Origin of the sequence: Rothia sp. HMSC064F07, from assembly GCF_001837265.1 — a bacterium.
GTDB classification, from domain to species: domain Bacteria; phylum Actinomycetota; class Actinomycetes; order Actinomycetales; family Micrococcaceae; genus Rothia; species Rothia mucilaginosa.
Window position 1 is genome coordinate 897,460 of the sequence record NZ_KV831926.1, and the last position, 21,117, is coordinate 918,576.

A 21,117-nucleotide genomic window follows, 5' to 3' on the forward strand; every position below is an offset into this window, starting at 1 on the left:
ACAGAGTCGAACGAAGCGTGAGAAGCGCCTCGCACACAAAAGCGTTATGACGAACTATGACGCCGCGGAGGTGGCGGACGCCTCAGCGGAAGCCTCCGCAGAAGCGGCGGCAGAAGCAGAAGCCGAACCGGATGCCGCGCCAGACGCCGCAGCACTCGCGGTGGACGCACCGCCCTGAGTAGCGCCTCCCTGGGTGGCGGCACCCTGAACAGTAGCACCGTACGCCACGCTCAGCTCCCACATCTTAGAATCAGCGTGGTAGCGGCCGCGGAAATCGCACTCCTGAACCGTCACCTGAGAAGCAGGACCCGCCGCAGTAGCAGTAGCACTCGGGGACGCCGCGTCAGACACCAGCGCATCCTCAGAAGGCTCAGTAGGCTCAGCAGAAGCCGAAGCGCTCGCCGAGGCAACCACTGGCTGAATCTTGCCCTCAGCCACCGCCTCTGCACCAAAGTCCAGAGTGTACCGGCCCTTAAACAGCAGGTTGCCATCACTCATAATCGACGGCTGAGCACTCGCCAAAGTATAAGAAGCCGACGGGTTCACATACCAGGAACCCTTCTCCACACCAGCCAGAATCGAAGCCGACAGAGCATCCACCTCAGAGCGAGTCTTCGACGACAGCTGAATACCGGTCGAGAACGCATCCGTGCTACCGGTCTTCACCAGATAATCCATAGCCGCCGCAAAATAAGCAATCGCCTCATGGAAACCCGTCACCGTATTCGCCGACAGAGCATCAGTCACCTTCGGCTTCGGAGCATTACGCGGCGGATGCTCTACCGTGCCCTGCTCATAATTCACCGCACCCTCATAGTGGGTGTACTCCACCAGACCCGAATAGTTCTTACCATCATCACTGTATCCGTTCGGGTTAGCGCTCGACTTCGAACCGTTCAGGCTACCACCCTGAGAACCAGACTGCTGGCTAGATCCACCCGAACCGCAAGCGCTCAACAGCGCCGCCGAACCGGCAACAGCAGAAGCCCTCACGCCCAGACGCAGCAGAGAGCGGCGAGAGAAAGACTGAGAAAAAGAAGACATAAGAGAAAAACCTTGAATCCAGGAAAGCTCGTTACTACCAGAGTAAAACAGATCATGCCCTAACCCGAGTGCGAGTTAGGGCATGATGCCTCATCCATCTGAGGGCTTAAAGGTTGTCACCATTAGAATTGCCGTCATTACCGGAGTTACCGGAATTGTCAGCATTACCATCGTTAGTGCCACCACCGTTAGCGCCACCATTCTTAGGCTGAGCCGAAGCCTGTGCCTCATACTCATCCTGAATAGTCAAAGTCCAATCATTATCGTGGCGCACACCGGTAACCACCAAGCCACGCTCAGTGCGGCGCACCTTCTCAGACATCTCCGCGGGAGCACCGTCAATCACCACGGTCGGCCCCAAATCAATCACCAAATCAAAAGTCCACTGCACACTCTTCTTCACCAGAGCAGGAACAGCAGTGAACGCAGACATGGTCACCTTCGGCGACACATACCAGTCACGATTCTGCGAGCTCTCATTCGACTCATCCATAAACGACGAGAACGACGCAACGAACTTCTCATCAGCCTTTGACTCACGCAGCGGAGCCGCATCACCGGTCAGCACCAGGTAGTTAATCGCCGCATACACGAACGCAATCGAATCGTACAGACCCTGCACCGAGTTCTCCGATGCGCTCGCCGGACGCTTAGGGAACGGCACGTTCTGCGCGGGAGCAGACTCGGTCGCCGGAACGAAAGTGCCCTTCTTCTCATAGTTATCGAAGGTGACCTCGCCGCTAAAATCAGTGCGCGAAGAAGCCGAAGGGGAAATCTGAGGGGTATCCGCATCAGCGTTCTCGCTAGAAGAAGAACCACCGCCGCACGCAACCAGCAGGGCGCTCAAAGACACGCCCGCAACGCCCGCACCCGCATAACGCAGAGCAGAACGGCGGCTGATGCCGGTAGTGGAACTGGGAAGCCCGGAGGTCATGGGGAAAAGCGCCACGGAATACCTTTCGAGTGAGAATCTCAGGTGAGAGACGAGTGAGAGAACGCCTCGACGAGCGGATATCACACGCGGACATCCCTCTAGAGACAGTCCTAAGTATAACGCGCCCCCGCCTTCACACCCGTGCGTACCAGCGCTCAAACGAGCGTGATATGCCGCCCATCAGCGAACTTACCGTGACTAGGAACTCAGTGGAACCAGCGGGAGTATCGCACCGGATGGGGTGAAAGAGGGGACGCGTTCATCGTCTATAGGGGGAGGGGCTACTCGGTCTCTAGGGGCTACTGGGCGCCCTCACCGGGAACACCGGCAGGTGCCTCAGCGCCGCCAGCAGCACCGCCCGCATCGGGGGCACCGGGCGCTACGGTCGGCTGAGCCGTCGCAGCTGCAGGCTGAGTCGCCACGGGCTGCGCGGGAGCGGTAGCCACAGGCGCCTGGGTAGCGGCAGGCTGAGGAGCCTGAGCCGCGCCACCCTGACCAGCAGAACCCTGATCGGCACCACCATTCTGAGAACCAGTGTACTGACGGGAACCGCCCTGACCTGCACCATTCTGGGCGGCAGGAGCCTGCGCACCACCGTTCTGCGCGGCACCATTCTGAGCAGTGCCCTGAGGCGCGCCGTTACCCGAAGTATTCGCGCCGGCATTCGCACCAGCATTAGCCGCCACGGTGCTGTCATCAGTCACCGTCGGGGTATAGGTCGAGGAAGGATGCGCGCGCGGAGTCTGAGTCGGCTTCGGAGCCAACGCAGGATCGTACTGCTGAGGCGAAATCACGACCCAGCGCTTCGCCTCCTCATCGTACTCAGCGTACAGAGCCTTAATCTCCGGGGCCTCAGTGTCCTCCAGAGGCTTGGTCGTATTGGTTGCCTTCTCAACCCGCATGCCGTGTGCCTGAGTCACGGTGCACGCCCACGAATACTTCGTGCCGCGGGTCGTCGGCTGCTTATCGGTCAGACGGAACGTCCACTCGCCGCCCACCAGCCAGTTCGTACCGGTCGCGTAGAACACGCGCAGCTTCTCCAGCGCCGCACGGTCGGTAGAGTTCTGCGCCTGAACCACCTGCAGAGCAGGACCCGGGTCACCGGTCATGCGGGCATAGTTCACCGCCGCCGCAAAATACGCGAAAGTGGCGCGCAGACCGCGGGCGTTCTTGTCGTACATGCTCTCATCCTCAATCGGGATGGGCACGGCACTCGCCTTAGAATCAACGCTTGCCGGGCCGGCAGTCGGCTCAATCGTGTACACCTGACCGGTTTCCGGGTCGGTGCTGCTCATCGGGGCCGCACCGTTGCCCGCAATGTACTTAGTCCACTTCAGCTCGCCCGACAGATTGTCGTAGGCACCCGCAATCGAAGCGGAAGCAGTGGGGGAGGCAGTCGCCTCCTCAGTCTTTTTGGAACCGCAAGCGGCAAGCATCGCACCCAGGGCGGCGGTGCCCGTAAGCGCAATAAAGTGGCGGCGGCTGTGAATCATAGTGATCCCCTTGAATGTGCTGTGATGCGGAAGTATCGGTGATAAGTGAAGAGCTCACGCTCTAATTCTCAGCCTAACATCACGCCCCTACAGGAGGGCGCGAAACAGTCACCCGCAGGGCGGGTAGACGCGTATTGAGGCGAAAATGGGCGGACCTCATCTAGCCCTAGCCTATAGATTTCACGCGTGGCACACAAATAAAAGCTCTCATCCGTGCCTCATATCACCCAATATGACGGGTTCTTTGAGGCACGGATGTAAAGAAGCTTTAGGCTGAGCCTCGAATATAACGAGTCGCCTTAGAAGAGGTGCTCTCATTCGGGGTCGGGTGCGCACTCGGAATATTCGCGGACGGTTCAGCGGTAGCCGCAGGGGTAGCGGTAGCACTTGGGGAAGAGTTCGGATCCTCCAGCATCTGCCAGCCCTCTTCACCAAAGTAGACGTACGCATCCGCCTTCTGATTGCTGCCGTAGATACCGGTGAGCTGCTCACGCTGACGGGTCTCATGGTTGAACAGGAACGCGTTCTCGTCCACCTTCAGAGTCGCCTTCCAACAGTAGACGTCCTGCTCGGTAGCGGGCACCGGCTGAGGGGAGCTCAGGTTAATGCACATGGGGTGGTTGTTCTTAGAGACCAGCCAGCCAATGTTGTAGCGGTAGATATCGCGGTACATCTGCGCCATCTGACTAAAGTGCTCCTGGCCGGGCAAATCCATGAAGGGATCGGTGTCACCAGTGAGGAGCATATAGTTCTGCGCCGCACCCCAGTACTGCAGGAAGGCGTGCAGGCCCTCGACAGTGCGCTCTTTAGCTTCCGGGGGCATGGTGGGGCGGGGGACATTGACGGCTCGATGGCTCAGGGTGCCGTTTGAGAAATTTCCGGAACGCTCAAAGAACTGATCCGGCAGAAGAGCCGGGCCGCGACCATCCAGAGCCGATGTGGGCAGAGGCTCGGCGTAGGTGATGCTGCGCGTGGTGGTCGCAGATTTGGTCTGGGGGCTCTGAGGAGCAGCCTTAGTAGGGGAAGGGTTAGCGAGTGGTTGAGGGCGAGAAACTGCGCTGGGGCTGCAAGCGCTTGCGAGTGCACTCAATGCTGCTCCGGAAGAAAGAGCAAGAAGATGGCGACGTGACAGCGAACCGAACATACGCAACCTTTCGCAAGAGTAAAGACGGGCAGGCAGTAATGGGTAGCTCGGATGCAGTGAACCTCAACGGCAGTTGATTGCAGTTGTGTGAGGGGTCGGTGAGCGTTCCCGAGGGGTGTGGCATACCGCAGTGAGTACGGATGCGATAGAAAGGGCAGGCCAGAAGCCGCCTGAAGGAATCGGTGTGGGTTATGACCTGCCTGGTTGTCGTGCTCAATGATTCTAAGCGTACTTTCAGATTCAAAATAACCATATCTGCGCTTAAAGGTAAAAAGTTATCAAATCTTAATATTTGCCCGCTTTATGCAGGTTATAAAACGTACCAATGTGTTCCGGATAACCGCATTGAAATGTGCTAATTTCCTGCGGAAAATCAAGGATTTTCTAACCTATTCTTCTTGTGAGTAAATCATAAATTGGAGTTGTTGCACCCAGTGTGCAAGTAGTATCTCAACCTCTTCAGGTTGTCCAAACACCTATCAAAAACACCTCAATATGGGCCCCCAAACAACCCGTAGCCGTAACGCGCCCACCGCAACGCCCACACATGGCATGAAGCAGGTGCACCCTATGGGACAATAGCGCTGTGACTACCACCGACTATGCGCAGCTCAAAGCAGCTCGCGAACTGCTCACTCGAATCCCCCTCCCGCTCGACGTAGAAGCCGGCGAAACCCCTGGCACCCCCTACACCGTCACCCACGACGGCACCGCCGAGCACGGCACCGCCACCGCGCGCACCCTGCTCGCCGCCATGGCACGCCAACTTGACGACTACATCCTGCCGCGCAGTGCCAGCGTCGACAACCCCCTCACCATCGTGGTCGGAGGCTCCACCGGCGCCGGCAAATCCACCCTCGTCAACACTCTGCTCGGCGAACCGCTCACCCAGTCCGGCGCGATTCGACCCACCACCCGCCACCCCGTACTCCTGCACCGCGCAGAAGACGAAGCGGCGCTGTCACCCGAACGCTTCCTGCCCACCCTGCCGCGCACCCGTACCTCCGGCATGAACGCCGGATCGCAGGCACTACCCGGCCTCGACCCGAAGATTGCGCGCGCCCTCATTCCTATTACTACCTCGGCGCTACCGCAGGGCATCGCGCTCATTGACGCACCCGATATCGACTCCGTCTCCGAGGAAAACCGCACCCTCGCCAAGGAACTGCTCTCCGCCGCAGACCTGTGGCTCTTCGTCACCACCGCCAACCGCTACGCCGACGCCGTGCCCTGGGAACTGCTCCACGAAGCAGCCGCACGCTCCATCGCCATCGCCGTGGTGCTCAACCGTGTGCCCGAAGGTGACGAAGAAGCCATCGAAAACGACCTGCGACGCATGCTCGACGAAGCTGGAATCCACGCCGTACTGATTCACACCGTCACCGAACAGCCGCGCGACGAAAGCGGCATGCTCGCACCTGTCAGCCTCGCCCCGCTGACCCTGTGGATCCGCGAACTCGGCGCCGACGCACCTGCCCGCGCCGCCATCGCCCGGCAGACCCTCGCCGGTGCCGTCGAAACCCTCGCCGGTAACCTGCAGGTGCTCGCCGCCGAACAGGCACGCCAGCAGGCGGCGCACCAGTCGCTTGCCACCATCGCCGCCGAAGAATACGAGGACGCGCTGACCACCATTGACGGGGCGCTCTCCGACGGCTCGCTGCTACGCGGTGAAGTGCTCTCGCGCTGGCACGACTTCGTGGGAACCGGCGACTTCTTCCGCTCCCTCGACAGCACCATCGGTCGCCTGCGCGACCGCGTCAGCTCCGCCCTGCGAGGTCAGCCCGCCGCCGCCCAGAAGGTAGAAGACGCCCTCGAAAGCGGCATCCACGCCGTCGTGCTGGATGCGGCCGCCCGCGCCTCCGAAAACACCCGCACCCGCTGGCGTGCCAGCCGCGCCGGACGCTCCCTGCTGGCGCGCCTTGATGCGCCGCAGGCTGTTTCTGTTGCGCCGCAGACGGCCTCCGCCGCGGCGCCCGAACAGAACGCAGGCGCAAACGGCGAGGCGAAGGGCAACGAAGCGAAGGGCGAAGTGCAGTCCGCCGAAGACATCTTCTCCGCAGCCGTTGCCGAACAGATTCGCCTCTGGCAGGGCTCCGTGCTCGAAATGATTCGCGAAGAAGGCGCCGACAAGCGCAAACGCGCCCGCTTCCTCTCCCTGGGTGTGAACGCCACCGCCGTGATGCTCATGGTCGCCGCGTTCAGCCTCACCGGCGGCATTACCGGTATTGAGGCAGGTATTGCCGGCGGTAGCGGCGTGGTCGGCACCAAACTGCTCGAGTCCATCTTCGGTGAAGACGCGGTGCGCCGCATGGCAACCCGCGCCCGCACCGACCTGCTCGAACGCATGGCGGATCTGCTCACCGAGCACGCTCAGCCCTTCACCGTGGTACTCGAAGAAACCGACCCGCAGGCTGATGCCGAGGACATTCACCGTGCCGCCGAACAGGTGCAGAACATCGCCGCAGAAATGAGCGCCCAGAGTCAAACCACACAGCGCCAAGCCGCAGCCCACACCAACGGCACGGTTGCCCGCTAAACCACTCCGGACAGGCACCCCGCACCACAGACGAAGAAAAACGCACTATGACTACCCCCGAGAAGAAACTCGAGAACACTGAGCGCCATACCGAGCGAGGCGCCACCCCCGCCGTGGCGACCTCGCCCTTCGCGCGCTCCGTCACATCCCTGAAGGACGCCATCAGCTACGGCGAAGGACGAGTCCCCGAAACCGTGCTGCTCGACGCCGCCGAAACCCTCGAACGCCTCAGCCAGCGCCGCGAACTCTCCACCGAACACACCGTCATCGGCTTCTTCGGCGCGACCGGCAGCGGCAAATCCACGCTCTTCAACGCCATCGCCGGGCAGAACATTGCCCTCTCTGCTCCCACACGCCCGACCACCTCCACCGTGCAGGCGGCAATCTGGGAGGCCGAAGGCAGCGAAGAGCTACTTGACTGGCTCGGCATCGACAAGCGCGTCTACCCGCAAACCCAGGCGCTCGCCGCCGAAGGAGATGCAACCGAGGGTAACGAAGCAGGCGGAAACAATAAATCTGCCGGGGGAGTAGCGGCACCCAATGCCGTCACCGAACCGGCACCCGGACTCTTCAACCGCATCCGCCGAGCCGTCGGTGGACGCGGCGAAATGCGCACCCGCACCGGCGGCCTCATCCTGCTGGACATGCCCGACTTCGACTCGGTCACCACCACCAACCGCGACCTCGCCGCCCGCATGATGCGCTACGTGGACGTACTCGTCTGGGTCGTCGACCCCCAAAAATACGCCGACGCCGTCATCCACCGCGACTTCATGGTGCCGCTTGCCGCATCCGGTGCGCAGGCGCTCTGCGTGCTCAACCAGGCGGATAAACTCGCACCCGCCGAGGTGCCCGCCGTGCTCGCCTCCCTCACCCGCCTGCTGCAGGCTGAGGGCACCGAAGCGCACCTGCTCGCCGCACCCATCGCCGTCTCCGCGCGAACCGGCGAAGGCGTGGACGTGCTCCGCGACCTGCTCGCCCAGGTAGCCGCCGCCAAGAGCCTATCCCTGCAACGAACCGACGCGCAGCTGCACGCCACCGCCTCCCAGCTGCGCACCTACGCCGGAGGAGAGGGGACCGTGCTCGCCGGAGCCTACGCCCTCGAAGCGGAGCAGAAGCTCGTGAAAGCATGCTACTCATCCAGCCAGGCAGAACAGGTTTTGCAGGCTGCAACCGCCTCCTACCGCCGCGCCGCGGGTCAGCGCACCGGCTGGATCCTCACCCGCTGGATGAGCCGCCTGAAGGCTGACCCCCTGCGCCGTCTGCACCTGGGGCAGCAAGACGAAACGAAGAGCACATCTAAGGCTGAGAAGTCCGCGGGTATGCTCGGTTCCGATAGCGAGAACGCACCCGAGCTAGTGGCATCCTCGCTACCCCCGCTGAGCGCCGCGCAGAAGGCGGGCATGGCAAACGCTGTTCGCCAATACAGCAAGCAGATGGCGGCCCGCGTCGACGAACCGTGGAAGCGCAGCATGAAGGAAGCCGCCCTCTCCCGCGAGGCGGAGCTTCCCGAACTGCTCGAACGCGACATGGTGCGCATCGACTACGGTCTGGGCCGCACCCGCGCCCCCTGGGTCATCTTCAATGCCCTGCAGTGGATCGCGCTACTGAGCGCCCTGGTAGGTGTTGGCTGGCTGACCCTGATTTCCGGCATGGCGTACCTGCAGATTCAGCTGCCGCCCGCCCCGACCCCCGAAGGCTCCCCGGTGCCCCTACCGACCCTGCTTCTGCTGCTGGGTATCCTGCTTGGTATTGCCTCGGCGGGTGTGGGCAGGCTACTTACCGCCATGGGCTCACGCTACTACGCACGTAAGCTGCGGGGTCGCCTGCAGACCGGCGTGGAGAAGGCAGTGCAGTCCTGCGTGGTCGCCCCGGTACAGCAGGAAGCAAAGCGCCTCAACGCCTACCGCAAGGCGCTGGACATTTAGCGGCGTATCATCCAAGAAACCGTATCAGGCTGAGAGGGCACAAAAGAATCCCTCCCCACCTCAATCGAGGCGGGGAGGGATCCTTTTCGTTAAATCTATACGCTACTGAAGCTTAGTCCTCTTCAGTACTCTCAGCGCAGGGAGCCTGCTGAGACGCCGCAAGCTCACGCAGACCGTCCGTAATCGCCTGAGCAGCCTTAACGACCAGCTCGGGGTAGTTGCGGTTCGGCTGGCGGGTCATGCGGTCAATCGGGCCTGAGATAGACACCGCCGCAATCACCTTGCCGCCGGGCGCACGCACCGGAGCAGAGACCGAGGCGGTACCGCGCTCGCGCTCACCCACGGACTGCGCCCAACCGATGCGGCGCACAGCCGCGAGCATGGCGGCGCTGAAGTGGGCGTCGCGCAGGCCTTCAACAATGCGGTTCTGGTCTTCCCAGGCCAGCAGAACCTGGGCAGCGGAACCAGCCTGCATGGACAGCTGGGTACCGACCGGGATGGATTCGTGCATGCCGGAGGGGCGTGCCGCGGTTGCCGCGCATACACGCCAGTCACCCTGGCGGCGGTACAGCTGGGTGGACTCGTCAGCTTCGAGGCTGAGCTTCTGCAGAATCGGGTCTGCTACGGTGATGAGCTCATCGGAAATGGTGGCGGATGCGAGTTCGGTCAGGCGAGGGCCGAGCATGAAGCGTCCCTGCACGTCGCGGGCTACGAGGCGGTGGTGAGCCAGCGCCACGGCGAGGCGGTGTGCGGTGGGGCGTGCCAGACCGGTTGCCTTGACGAGGTCACCCAGAGATACGGGTCCTGCCTCGAGGCAATCAAGAATGAGGGTCGCCTTGTCAAGCACGCCAACGCCGGAGGAGCCGTGGGAGTGTACCTCTACCATCTGCTCGTCGGCGGCCATGTGTTCGGGCGGCTTGACGGGGTCAACGATCGGTGCGTTGTGGTGTGTGGATGCGTTGGGGTGACGCATTCCGTGTGCGTTAAAACGTGATGCGGAAGGAGTCATTCTTATATTCTATCTCAGAATATGAAAGATACCCCGGACTTCATGGACTCTTTGGGGTGCAGAGCTGAAGATGGAATCACCCCCTACGGGATAAATTATGAATTTTTCATAATAAGTGTTTGTGTGGGTTTATGGGTGAAAATATGCGAAAAGACGCAGAAAAATGCGAATAATCCCGCAAAATTACCCTGGAGTCATAGAGTAAACCCACATAAAAACACTCGCTAGTTCGGGGTGTTTCTGAGCCGTCTCACAGGCTAAGAATCCGTGAAAAAATATGCGACACGCCGCGGGGAAATACCGATTTGAGGGTCCCATCGGGTACATAATCCGCCCCTCAACTCCGCAAACTTGCGGCACGCACCACACCGAACGCATCCACCGTAGGAACGCATCAAGCAGGAGAAAGCATGACTAGCGAACAGAACGCAACCACCGCGGGCACCCGTCCGCGCACCCTGGCAGAAAAAGTCTGGGACGCACACGTCGTCGTCCCCGGTGAAAACGGCAAGCCCGACCTGCTCTACATCGACCTGCAGCTACTGCACGAAGTGACCTCCCCCCAGGCATTCGAAGGCCTGCGCATTGAGAACCGCCCCCTGCGCCGCCTCGACCTGACCATCGCCACCGAGGATCACAACACCCCCACCGACAACATCTTCGGCACCATCGCCGACCTGACCAGCCGCACCCAGATCGAGACCCTGCGCCGCAACGCCAAGGAATTCGGCGTGCGCATCCACTCCCTCGGTGACGAGGAACAGGGCATCGTGCACGTGGTCGGCCCGCAGCTGGGTCTGACCATGCCCGGTATGACCATCGTCTGCGGTGATTCCCACACCTCCACCCACGGTGCGTTCGGCGCTCTCGCGTTCGGCATCGGCACCTCCGAGGTGGAACACGTCATGGCGACCCAGACCCTGCCCCTGGCACGCTTCAAGACCATGGCAATCAACGTTGAAGGCACCCTCAAGCCCGGCGTGACCGCAAAGGACATCATCCTCGCTGTCATCGCGCAGATTGGTACCGGCGGCGGTCAGGGCTACGTGCTCGAATACCGCGGCTCCGCAATCCGCTCCCTCTCTATGGAGGGCCGTATGACCATGTGCAACATGTCCATTGAGGCGGGCGCACGCGCCGGCATGGTCGCCCCCGACGAGATCACCTTCGAGTACATCAAGGGTCGCCAGCACGCACCCAAGGGTGAAGAGTGGGACAAGGCAGTCGAGTACTGGAAGAGCCTGCCCACCGACGAAGGCGCCGTCTTCGACAAGGAAATCTTCATCAACGCTGACGAGCTCGAACCCTTCGTCACCTGGGGTACCAACCCCGGTCAGGGTATTCCGCTGAGCCACGCCGTTCCCTCCCCGGACGACTTCGAGGACGAGAACGACAAGGTCGCAGCAGAACGCGCCCTCGAATACATGGATCTGAAGGCCGGCACCCCCATGAAGGAAATCCCCGTGGATGTCGTCTTCCTGGGTTCCTGCACCAACTCCCGCATTGAGGACCTGCGCGCCGCCGCAGACATCGTGCGTGGCCGCACCATCGCCGAGAACGTGCGCATGATGGTTGTGCCCGGCTCCCAGAAGGTCCGCGCGCAGGCAGAAGCAGAAGGCCTGGACAAGGTCTTCAAGGAGTTCGGTGCCGACTGGCGCTTCGCCGGCTGCTCCATGTGCCTGGGCATGAACCCCGACCAGCTGGCACCCGGTGAGCGTTGCGCCTCCACCTCGAACCGTAACTTTGAGGGCCGCCAGGGCAAGGGTGGCCGCACCCACCTGGTCTCCCCGGTGGTTGCCGCCGCAACCGCTGTGCGCGGTACCCTGTCCGCCCCGTCCGACGTCGTGGCCTAGCACGCCGCTATAGCTAAGGAGCCATTATGGAACCCATTATTAAGCACACCGGCATTGGCGTGCCGCTGCGTTCTTCGAATGTTGACACCGACCAGATCATCCCCGCCGTCTACCTCAAGCGAGTGACCAAAACCGGCTTTGATGATGCCCTCTTCGCTAACTGGCGTAAGGACCCCGAGTTCATCCTGAACCAGGAGCCCTACAAGCACGGTAGCGTGCTGGTTGCGGGCCCGGACTTCGGTACCGGTTCTTCCCGTGAGCACGCCGTGTGGGCGCTGCGCGACTACGGTTTCAAGGTCGTTATTTCTGCTCGTTTTGCCGATATTTTCCGCGGCAACTCGGGCAAGCAGGGTCTGGTTACCGCGCAGGTTGCACAGGACGATATCGAGCTGATTTGGAAGGCGCTGGAGCACGAGCCCGGCACCGAAATCACCGTTGACCTGGAGTCCAAGACCGTAACCGTGGGCGCGCTGGTTGTTCCCTTCGAGATTGACGACTACGTGCGCTGGCGCCTCATGGAGGGCCTGGACGACATTGGCCTGACCCTGCAGAATCTCGAGGCTATTGAGGCGTACGAGGCGAAGCGCCCCTCCTGGATGCCCCGTACTCAGGAACTCTAAGCCGAGAGCTCTAACACCTAGAGATATAAAGCTCGAAGGCGGCGACTGAAACAGTTGCCGCCTTCGAGCTTTTCTGTACCCAAAAACCTGGCATACATATGAATGTGCTTCCCCGGAACTTCCAGGGAGGCGCATTCATTGACTATCTAGAGCGCGCCCTCAGTGATGGGGGTGTTCAGGGTTGCGTTCTCGGTGCAGCTGTACAGCGCCGCAGAACCGGGGGAGCGCACGCCCGCGGTCGGGTTCGCGTTCTTCGCGGTGGCAAGTGCGAAGTCAGAAACCACTTCGTGGTTAATGTAGCTGCCGCCTGCGCCACCGCCACTGCTCAGGGCGCTGAGCGAGTAGATGTTGCCCTCGTTCTCGAACTGCACCTGGCGGCCGAAAACGCTCTCGCGGTACGCACCGATGGTCCAGATGTTCAGGCCTGCGCCGCCGCCGCCGTAGCCAGCGCCTCCGCCGGATGCTACAGAGGTGAGGGAGAGCTTGCCGTGGGTGCGGGAGAGCAGTGCGCCGGAGCCACCCTTGCCGCGGTAGGAGCCGGTTGCGTCCGCGCCGCCGGTGCCCTTCTCGCCCTCGACCACGGAGTCACCCTCGTACATGTAGTAGCGAGGGAAGTCGTAGGTTTCGAACCAAGGGTCGGACATGGGCATGAGCTTCAGCTCGTTATTCTCGTCGAGAACGCCGACCAGCGCCTCACCGAGGGTACCCGCCACGCCGGAGCGGCCAGCGGTACCGCCGGTGACCATGAAGCGCATGTCGAGGGTCTTGTCATCCTCGTCGAGGGGCTTGAACTCCTGGTAGGGGCTTGCCATGAGCATGCCACCCTGACCGGTGTTGTCGGTGCCCAGGTCGCCGCCTGCGCTACCGCCTGCGGTGGTGGATGCGTCACGGCCGTCCAGCGCTACGCGCAGTGCCGGGTTCAGCTGGTCCTTGGGCTGAGTATCGAAGACGCCCTGGTGGGTGGTGAGGGTGCCGAGCTGTGCGCCGCCACCACCGGCACCTGCGACAGCAACAATGGTGACTGCGCCGTCGCGAACGAGTTCGACCGCGGAGGAACCGCCGCCGGATGCGCCGTACACGTAGCCGCTATCAGTGCCCACTACCTGCGCGCTACCGGTTGCTTTGCTAGAACCGGTGGAGTCGCCGCCTGCCGCGTAGCCTTCGCCGCCGAGTGCGGGCTGTGCGCCGGCTGCGGAGCCGACGCCACCGTTACCCGCCCAGACGCGCAGGATGTCGCCGGACTTAACCGCCAGAACGCCGCTGAGCTGTGCACCGGCACCGCCGCCAGCCAGGGCCGCGTTCGTGACGTCGGTCAGGTATTGGGGAGTGAAGGAGGTTGCGGCACCGCCGGCGCCTCCCACGAGGTCGAATCGTACTCGTCCAACGCCTTCAGGGACGAGCCATTCGGTGTATGCGCCAGCCTTGTCGTCGTAGCCGGTTACAGTCGGCTTGAGGGTGAGGGCGGGGGAGCAGGTGGGCTCGCCGCTTGCCGCCCATGCGGGGACGGTTGCGCTGGCGAGGATAACGGGGGCGCTCCATGCCGCGCCCTGTACGAGGCGACGGCGTGAAAAGCGTGATGCAGTGTTGTGATGTGTCATATTTGGGGTCCTCCGGTAGTTCGCGGATGCAGCCGCGAAGTGACCTGTGGCTGGTTGCGATACGCCGTGGTTTTCGGTTGACTTTCGAATATTTACGGTGATGTTGAAGTGAATTTTTGAAGTTGAAGTGAAGCAGGAAGCCGAACCGTTTTAGTTGGGCGATATCGCAAGGTTGTATGCAGTGAATGTACGCCCGTTCCCTGCCGTGAGGCTCCGTACTGCATGGAGTGACGGCAATGCCGGCGCCGATGCCGCAGTTGAGAGCTGGTTGGTTTCTCCTTGAGAGTGGAGGCACCGCTCAGCGGGCACGAGTGTGCACGCTATTGTAGGGGCGAGGTTGCTCTCAAGTTCAAATTTGTGCGTCAAAAAGAAGAAACTAACGTCAAATTTTGGCGAAGAACCAGAAAATATTTGCATTAGTGTGAATATTTGTGTATCTTTTTGTCTTTTCCAGCTCTGATTCTGAGGAGGGGTCAGAGCGGTTTTTCACATACACAACAGAGCAAAATCTCAGTCACGAGTTCCAAAGGTTCTTCAGTGTTTGGAGCACCTTTACGCAGGGCTTAGAATAATGATGAATATATGCGCCCGTTTCGCCCTGCTACCGGCAGGGGCGCGGCACGACAGAACGCGGCGCATCGGCACACTGTTAAAGTTCGGCCTAAACCAGCCGACTCCACAAAGGATTTTTAATGACTGAGAACATCAGCAAGCTTCGCATTGAAGGTGGCACTCCGCTCGTTGGTGAGGTTCACGTTCGAGGCGCCAAGAACCTGGTGCCCAAGGCGATGGTCGCAGCACTGCACGGTTCGACCCCCTCGACCCTGCGTAACGTTCCCGACCTGAGTGATGTTGAAATCGTTACCACCCTCGTGGAGCTGCACGGTGCAAAGGTCGACTACGACCGCGAAGCTGGTGTTCTGACACTCAACCCCGCACAGGATGCAACCACCGCCGCAAAGAACGCAGAGGAGATTCAGCTCTTCGGTGGTAATTCCCGCATCCCGATTCTGATGGTGGGCCCGCTGCTACACACCCTCGGTACCGCACGCATCCCCAACCTGGGTGGTTGCAAGATCGGTGACCGCCCCATCGACTACCACATGTCTGCACTGCGCAAGTTCGGCGCAGTCGTTGAGAAGGACGACGAAACCGGCACCACCCTGATCGTTCCCGAAGAGGGTCTGAAGGGTGCAGAGATTGTGCTGAACTACCCCTCCGTGGGTGCTACCGAGCAGGTTCTGCTCACCGGTGTGCGCGCTAAGGGTAAGACCATCCTGCGCAACGCAGCGATTGAGCCTGAGATTATTGACCTAATCGCTGTTCTGCAGAAGATGGGCGCAATCATCTTCATTAACGAGGACCGCACCATCGTCATTGAGGGCGTGGACGAGCTGACCGGCTACGATCACGCGTCCCTGCCCGACCGTAACGAGTCCGCTTCGTGGGCTTCTGCAGCGCTGGCTACCGGCGGCGACATTTTCGTGCGCGGCGCAGCTCAGAAGGATATGACTGCGTTCCTGAACCAGTTCCGTAAGATGGGCGGCCTGTACGAGGTGACCGCTGATGGTATTCGCTTCACCCACCCGGCTCAGCGCACCCCCGGTGCAGAGCTGAAGCCCATCGTTTTTGAGACCAACGTGCACCCCGGCTTCATGACCGACTGGCAGCAGCCCCTCGTGGTGGCGCTGACCCAGGCTAAGGGCGCGTCCATCGTGCACGAGACCGTGTACGAGGAGCGTTTCGGCTTCACCAACGCCCTGAAGCAGATGGGCGCAGATATCGTTGTTATGCGCGATTGCGTGGGCGGCGCACCCTGCCGTTTTGAGGGTAAGGGTTACGGCCACTCCGCTATTATTTCTGGCCCCACCCCGCTGACCGGCGCTGATATTGAGGTTCCGGATCTGCGCGGCGGCTTCTCCCACATCATTGCTGCTCTGGCCGCTAAGGGCACCTCTCACGTGAGCGGTGTTGAGCTGATTGCTCGCGGCTACGAGAACTTCGAGGAGAAGCTCAAGGGCCTGGGTGCCAACTTTGAGGTGCTGGCACGCAAGGCGTCGAAGGCTCCCAAGCCCGATGCAGCAATCGTCGTTGTTGAGCCCGAGGAAGTTGAGGTTCAGGGTTAATGAGCGGACAGCAGGGAAAGCAAGCGCTGCCGGAGATTGAGCCCACCGCTTACGGTGACGCTCTGTACAAGGTGCTCGGTAACGCCGCACGCGGGCTGTACAAGCTCATCGCGCGCGTTGAGATTACCGGCCGCGAGAATCTGCCTTCCAGCGGCGGGTACATTATCGTGGCTAACCACACCACCGAGCTTGACCCGGTGACCGTGGCTTTCCCTGCTTTCGTTGAGGGCGCCCTGCCGCGCTTCTTGGCGAAGGATTCGCTGTTCCGTGCTCCCGTGCTCGGCTACATTATGCGCAAGCTCGCGCATATTCCTGTGGTTCGTGGTTCGGTGGATGCGCGTAAGTCCCTGATTACTGCCCGCAAGATTGTTGAGGCTGGCGGTGCCGTCGTGATTTTCCCGGAGGGCACCACCACCCACGATCCGCAGCTGTGGCCCATGCAGGCGCGTACCGGTGCGGCTCGTCTGGCTCTTGCGACTGGTGCACCCGTCTACCCGGTGGCGCACTGGGGTGACGAGCAGATTCTCGGTTATGTGGATGAGGCTGGCGAGGACGGCCGCATCAAGGAGAAGCGTAAGATTTCGCTGTTCCCGCGCAAGACCGTTCGCGTGAAGGTTGGCAAAGCGCTGGATATCGCCTCCCTCGTTGAGGATGCCAGCCCCGAGGCTAAGCACACCCGCACCGAACTGGGCGTGGTCACCGACGCCATGCTGGACGCTATTACCGCCGAGCTGGAGAAGATCCGCGGCGAGAAGGCTCCTGAGGGTCGTTGGAACCCCCGCACGAAGCGTCGTGAAGCACCCGGTACCCCTTCGGGTCCGGTTGGTGGCGCGCTCGGCGAACCGGACGAAAAGTAGCATCCCAGCTGGGAAAATCGTAGAGGCCCTGACAGGAGCCGCGGCTATTTGCTGAGGCGCCTGTCAGGGACTCGCACAATAACTTCGCAAGGAAGAGAAGCAGGTGTTTTCGTGACCTTCTTTGGACGCACCCCCGCAGCAAGCCCTGAATTTACCCCTCCGGCAACCGTACAGTCTATTGCGGTGCTCGGCGCCGGTAGCTGGGGCACCGCTTTCGCTAAGATCGCGGCGGACGCTGCCCGCGAGCGCGGCGATGACACCCGCGTGACCCTCATCGGTCGTGATGAGCAGGTGATGGCTGAGTGCGAGCGCACCCGCGAGAATGCCCGCTATTTTCCGGGAATGAAGCTGCCGGATAACATGCACTTCACGGCGGATGCCCCCGCGGCGCTTGCCGGTGCGGATATTGTGGTTCTTGCCCTGCCCGCGCAGGTTCTGCGTTCGCAGTTGCAGAGCTTCGCCCGCTATATTGAGCCGAACGCCATGCTGGTGTCTTTGGCGAAGGGTTTGGAGACCGGTACGGGTCTGCGCATGTCGCAGGTCATTACCGAGGAACTGGAAGAATCCATGGCTCTGCGCGGTGCTGATCTGCGCGCGATTGGCCATATTCCGCACCGCGTGTGCGTGCTGTCGGGCCCGAACCTGGCGAAGGAAATCATGGGGGAGGAGCCTACCGCCTCCGTGGTTGCGGCTCGTACCCTGCCGGTGGCTGAGGCTGTTGCTCACGCGATTGCGTGCGGTTACTTCCGCCCGTACACCAACACGGATGTGGTGGGTACTGAAATTGGTGGCCTGGTGAAGAACGTGATTGCCCTTTGCGTGGGTATTTGCGAAGGCCGCAATTATGGCGATAACTCGAAGGCGTCCATTATGACGCGCGGTCTGGCGGAGATTACCCGCCTGGCGGTGGCGTTGGGCGGCGAGGCTGCGACGATGAGCGGTCTTGCCGGTATGGGCGACTTGATTGCGACCTGCTCTTCGCCGCTGTCTCGTAACCACACGGCGGGCCGCCTGCTGGCTCAGGGTGTTACCCCTGACCGCCTGCACGAGCATATGAGCCAGACCGCTGAGTCGATTAAATCGGCGCCGGTGGTGGCTGAGCTGGCTCGCCGTCACGGCGTGGAGATGCCCATTGTTGAGGCTGTGGTGGCTGTGCTTTCGGGCCGTATTGGCATTGAGGAGTTGGCGCCTCAGTTGCTGGGTCGCCGCCTCAAGCATGAGGGCCACTAGATTTTGAAGCTTTCTGGTGTGCTGGCACCCCTTGATTCGGGTTATGTGCCAGGACATACTAGAAGATTGAATGTAAACATCCAAGGACGGATACCGTTGCGGAAAACCGGTGCGTGAGAAACGCATCAGTGACCGCGACGGTATTCGTGCGTTAGGATTATTGACGCATTGCCGTTCCACCTTCCGGACCTAAGGGTAGGGGAACATTGACTAGGAGAAATATATGACCGAGAAGAAGACCGTCGCCCTGCTGTGCGGTGGCCGCTCCTCTGAGCACCCGATTTCGCTCATTACCGCTGCCGGCGTTCTGGGCGCTATTGACCGCACCGCCTACGACGTCATCACTATCGGTATTACCCGTGACGGCCGCTGGTACCTGACCGATGAGCAGCAGCTTGCCGAGCTGACTGCTGGCACACGCGGTACCGCAGAGTTCCCCGAGGGTACCCAGCAGGTGTTCCTGCCGATGGGCGCCGGCGATTCCCGCCTGACCCTGGTGGATGCTGAGGGTAACGTTACCCGCACTGCACCGGTGGACGTTGTGTTCCCGCTGCTGCACGGCCCCTTCGGTGAGGACGGCACCGTGCAGGGTCTGCTGGAAATGGCTGACCTGCACTATGTGGGTTGCGGTGTGACTGCATCCGCTGTGGGTATGGATAAGCACTTCATGAAGGTTGCTTTCGAATCCGCTGGCCTGGAGGTCGGCCCCTACGAGGTTGTCACCAACCGCCAGTGGGAGCACGAGGACCGCGAGCAGATTCTGGAGCGCGTGCTGAAGCTGGGCTTCCCCCTGTTCGTGAAGCCGACCCGCGCAGGTTCTTCCTTCGGTATTACCAAGGTGGATTCGGTAGAAGAGCTCGTGCCCGCGATTGAAGAGGCACGCCGCCACGACCCGAAGATCATCATTGAGGCGGGTATTGTGGGCCGCGAAATCGAGTGCGCTGTGCTCGATGGCCACCACGGCGAGATGCCCCGCGCATCCTACCCCGGCGAGATCGAGGTTGTGGATCAGGACCACGGCTTCTACGACTTTGAGGCGAAGTACGTTTCTGAGTCTTCCGCTGTGACCGTGTGCCCGGCGAACCTGCCGCAGGATGTGCAGGATCGTCTGCGCGAGCTGGCTGTGAAGGCATTCCTGGCGCTGGATGGTGAGGGTCTGTCTCGTGCGGACTTCTTCTACACTGAGGACGGCCGCCTGGTCATCAACGAGGTGAACACCATGCCCGGCTTCACCCCGATTTCGATGTACAAGACCATGTGGGAGAACACCGGTATCTCTTACACCGATCTGATTAGCGAGCTGCTGACCCTGGCGATGGAACGCCCCCTGGGTCTGCGCTAGTTCTTGAGGTAGCGCTAGTTCTTGGGCGCACCGTCGTTTTGACTGCGCTTAGCAATTGAATACGTAACGGCGGGGGAGTAGCCCCTGTTGTAAGGCGCCTCGGTGCGGATTCTTGAGGGATTCGCGCCGGGGCGCTTTTTGCGCGGTGGGCAAGTTAATGCCTTTGTGGGAAGGGTAATTGGTACGTATTGAGCCCCAAAAAGCTTATGAGAATCGCTCGTTTTTCACTCATGAGAAAAATCACTTACATTCGCCTCGGGGTCGCTTGGACGGTGGAGTGCAAGTTTTAAAGTGGTATTGATAAGGCAAAACGTAATTCTGCTCACAAGTGCATGAAATGATGCTTCTAGGTAATGAAAAGATGTTGTTGATGGTCGTTGCACATCTTGAAGCTCAAAGATTGGTATGAAAGCGCTAAAATGAGTAATGAAGAAAAAGCCGATTCGGTAGAATAGATGAAGGTATATCCAATCTGCCCTAGCGATTGGGTATCTATTCACTCACAACGTATCAGAAAGTCAAGGACAACCTTTGGGAAAACGAAACCGTAAGGTGGTCTCTGCGAGTCTGGCGACAGCACTGGTTGCTTCCGGAAGCCCCTACGTAGCCTCATTTGCTCAAGATGTGCAGGAGGCTGCGTCTCAGGTTCCGCCCAACCCTGTCGGCACCGCAAGCCAAACCCTGGACCCCACCGCAAACGCGGCATCTTCCTCTCAGACGGCAGTACCCACGCTCGCAACCGTGAGCGCATGGCCCACCGCTCAGGGGGACAATAAGACTAACAACGCGCAGGCAGAGCCCACCGCTCAGCCTAGCGCTTCTTCGAGCGCTCAGCCCACCGCTAGCGCCGAGCCTTCCGCAAGTGCTACGCCCAGCCCGGATGCGACTCCTACCCCGAACGCTACCGCGCAGCCCACTGCCGAGCCCACCGCTTCTGCGAGTGCTACCGCAACCCCGAGTGCTACAGCGAGTCCTAGCGTAGAGCCCTCTAAGGATGCGACCGCTGAACCTACCGCTACGCCGACCGTAGCTCCTAGCGCAAGTGCCGAACCGAGTGTTGCTCCTACCGCAACTCCGACGGCTGAGCCGACTGTAGCTCCGACTGCGGAGCCTACGGTCCAGCCGACGGCAGAACCTACTGTTGCTCCCACTCCGGAGCCGACCGTTGCGCCTACTGTGGAGCCCACCGCGGAACCCACCAAGGATGCAACTCCTGAGCCTACGGTAGAGCCCACCCCTGAACCTACTCCCGAGCCGACGAAGGACGTAACTCCCGAGCCGACCCCGGAGCCCACTCAGGATCCGACTCCGGAACCTACCCCTGAACCTACTCCCGAGCCTACTCAGGACCCCACACCGGAACCGAATCCGGAGCCCACTCCTGAACCTACTCCCGAGCCGAC

Annotated in this window: 14 protein-coding genes and 1 pseudogene; 9 read left to right on the forward strand and 6 right to left on the reverse strand. The window is 61.0% G+C overall.

The window, feature by feature from the left end; all coding sequences use genetic code 11:
* Positions 1-54: 54 nt before the first annotated feature.
* The 4 genes from HMPREF2712_RS06110 to HMPREF2712_RS06125 form a co-directional block, all read right to left on the reverse strand.
* Positions 55-1,044: a DUF6318 family protein gene (locus HMPREF2712_RS06110; protein ID WP_070819511.1), complete on the reverse strand. Its 990-nt coding sequence runs from the start codon at positions 1,042-1,044 to the stop codon at positions 55-57.
* 106 nt (positions 1,045-1,150) lie between these two features.
* Positions 1,151-1,993 (reverse strand): DUF6318 family protein, encoded by an 843-nt coding sequence (locus tag HMPREF2712_RS06115; RefSeq protein WP_070819512.1) that lies wholly within the window; start codon positions 1,991-1,993, stop codon positions 1,151-1,153.
* A gap of 284 nt (positions 1,994-2,277) precedes the next feature.
* Positions 2,278-3,471, reverse strand: coding sequence for a DUF6318 family protein (locus HMPREF2712_RS06120; protein ID WP_049362992.1), 1,194 nt, complete (start codon positions 3,469-3,471; stop codon positions 2,278-2,280).
* A gap of 268 nt (positions 3,472-3,739) precedes the next feature.
* The gene (locus HMPREF2712_RS06125; protein WP_246828682.1) at positions 3,740-4,561 is read right to left on the reverse strand and encodes a DUF6318 family protein; all 822 of its coding nucleotides are present in this window, start codon (positions 4,559-4,561) and stop codon (positions 3,740-3,742) included.
* A gap of 640 nt (positions 4,562-5,201) precedes the next feature.
* On the opposite strand from HMPREF2712_RS06125, the gene HMPREF2712_RS06130 reads away from it, so the two are divergent.
* Together HMPREF2712_RS06130 and HMPREF2712_RS06135 are read left to right on the forward strand one after the other, a co-directional pair.
* A complete protein-coding gene (locus tag HMPREF2712_RS06130; protein WP_070819514.1) occupies positions 5,202-7,151 on the forward strand; it encodes a dynamin family protein in 1,950 nt (649 codons plus the stop codon).
* Between the two features lie 47 nt (positions 7,152-7,198).
* On the forward strand, positions 7,199-9,079 hold the full coding sequence (locus HMPREF2712_RS06135) for a GTPase (RefSeq protein WP_070819515.1): 1,881 nt from the start codon (positions 7,199-7,201) through the stop codon (positions 9,077-9,079).
* Between the two features lie 112 nt (positions 9,080-9,191).
* Here HMPREF2712_RS06135 and HMPREF2712_RS06140 read toward each other — a convergent pair whose 3' ends face one another.
* On the reverse strand, positions 9,192-10,088 hold the full coding sequence (locus HMPREF2712_RS06140; RefSeq protein ID WP_005507443.1) for an IclR family transcriptional regulator: 897 nt from the start codon (positions 10,086-10,088) through the stop codon (positions 9,192-9,194).
* Positions 10,089-10,498: 410 nt separating this feature from the next.
* Between HMPREF2712_RS06140 and leuC the strand changes: the two genes are divergently transcribed.
* Positions 10,499-11,941 (forward strand): 3-isopropylmalate dehydratase large subunit, encoded by a 1,443-nt coding sequence (gene leuC, locus HMPREF2712_RS06145; protein ID WP_070629427.1) that lies wholly within the window; start codon positions 10,499-10,501, stop codon positions 11,939-11,941.
* A gap of 26 nt (positions 11,942-11,967) precedes the next feature.
* The gene (gene leuD / locus HMPREF2712_RS06150) at positions 11,968-12,561 is read left to right on the forward strand and encodes a 3-isopropylmalate dehydratase small subunit (RefSeq protein WP_005505627.1); all 594 of its coding nucleotides are present in this window, start codon (positions 11,968-11,970) and stop codon (positions 12,559-12,561) included.
* Between the two features lie 146 nt (positions 12,562-12,707).
* Here leuD and HMPREF2712_RS06155 read toward each other — a convergent pair whose 3' ends face one another.
* Entirely contained in the window at positions 12,708-14,159 is a 1,452-nt protein-coding gene (locus HMPREF2712_RS06155) for a transcriptional initiation protein Tat (protein ID WP_070629428.1), read from the reverse strand.
* Positions 14,160-14,851: 692 nt separating this feature from the next.
* Here HMPREF2712_RS06155 and murA point away from each other — a divergent pair.
* From murA to HMPREF2712_RS09160, 5 genes and pseudogenes are all read left to right on the forward strand, one after another.
* Complete coding sequence (gene murA / locus HMPREF2712_RS06160; RefSeq protein ID WP_005505632.1) at positions 14,852-16,285, forward strand: UDP-N-acetylglucosamine 1-carboxyvinyltransferase; 1,434 nt, start codon at positions 14,852-14,854, stop codon at positions 16,283-16,285.
* Positions 16,285-17,142, forward strand: a complete 858-nt coding sequence (locus HMPREF2712_RS06165) for a lysophospholipid acyltransferase family protein (RefSeq protein WP_005507450.1) — start codon at positions 16,285-16,287, stop codon at positions 17,140-17,142. The genes murA and HMPREF2712_RS06165 overlap by 1 nt, the downstream gene beginning before the upstream one ends.
* Before the next feature lie 111 nt (positions 17,143-17,253).
* The gene (locus tag HMPREF2712_RS06170; protein WP_049359353.1) at positions 17,254-18,372 is read left to right on the forward strand and encodes an NAD(P)H-dependent glycerol-3-phosphate dehydrogenase; all 1,119 of its coding nucleotides are present in this window, start codon (positions 17,254-17,256) and stop codon (positions 18,370-18,372) included.
* Positions 18,373-18,595: 223 nt separating this feature from the next.
* Positions 18,596-19,714, forward strand: a complete 1,119-nt coding sequence (locus HMPREF2712_RS06175; protein WP_070819516.1) for a D-alanine--D-alanine ligase family protein — start codon at positions 18,596-18,598, stop codon at positions 19,712-19,714.
* 531 nt (positions 19,715-20,245) lie between these two features.
* A pseudogene (locus tag HMPREF2712_RS09160) lies at positions 20,246-21,117 on the forward strand (hypothetical protein); the annotation flags it as partial.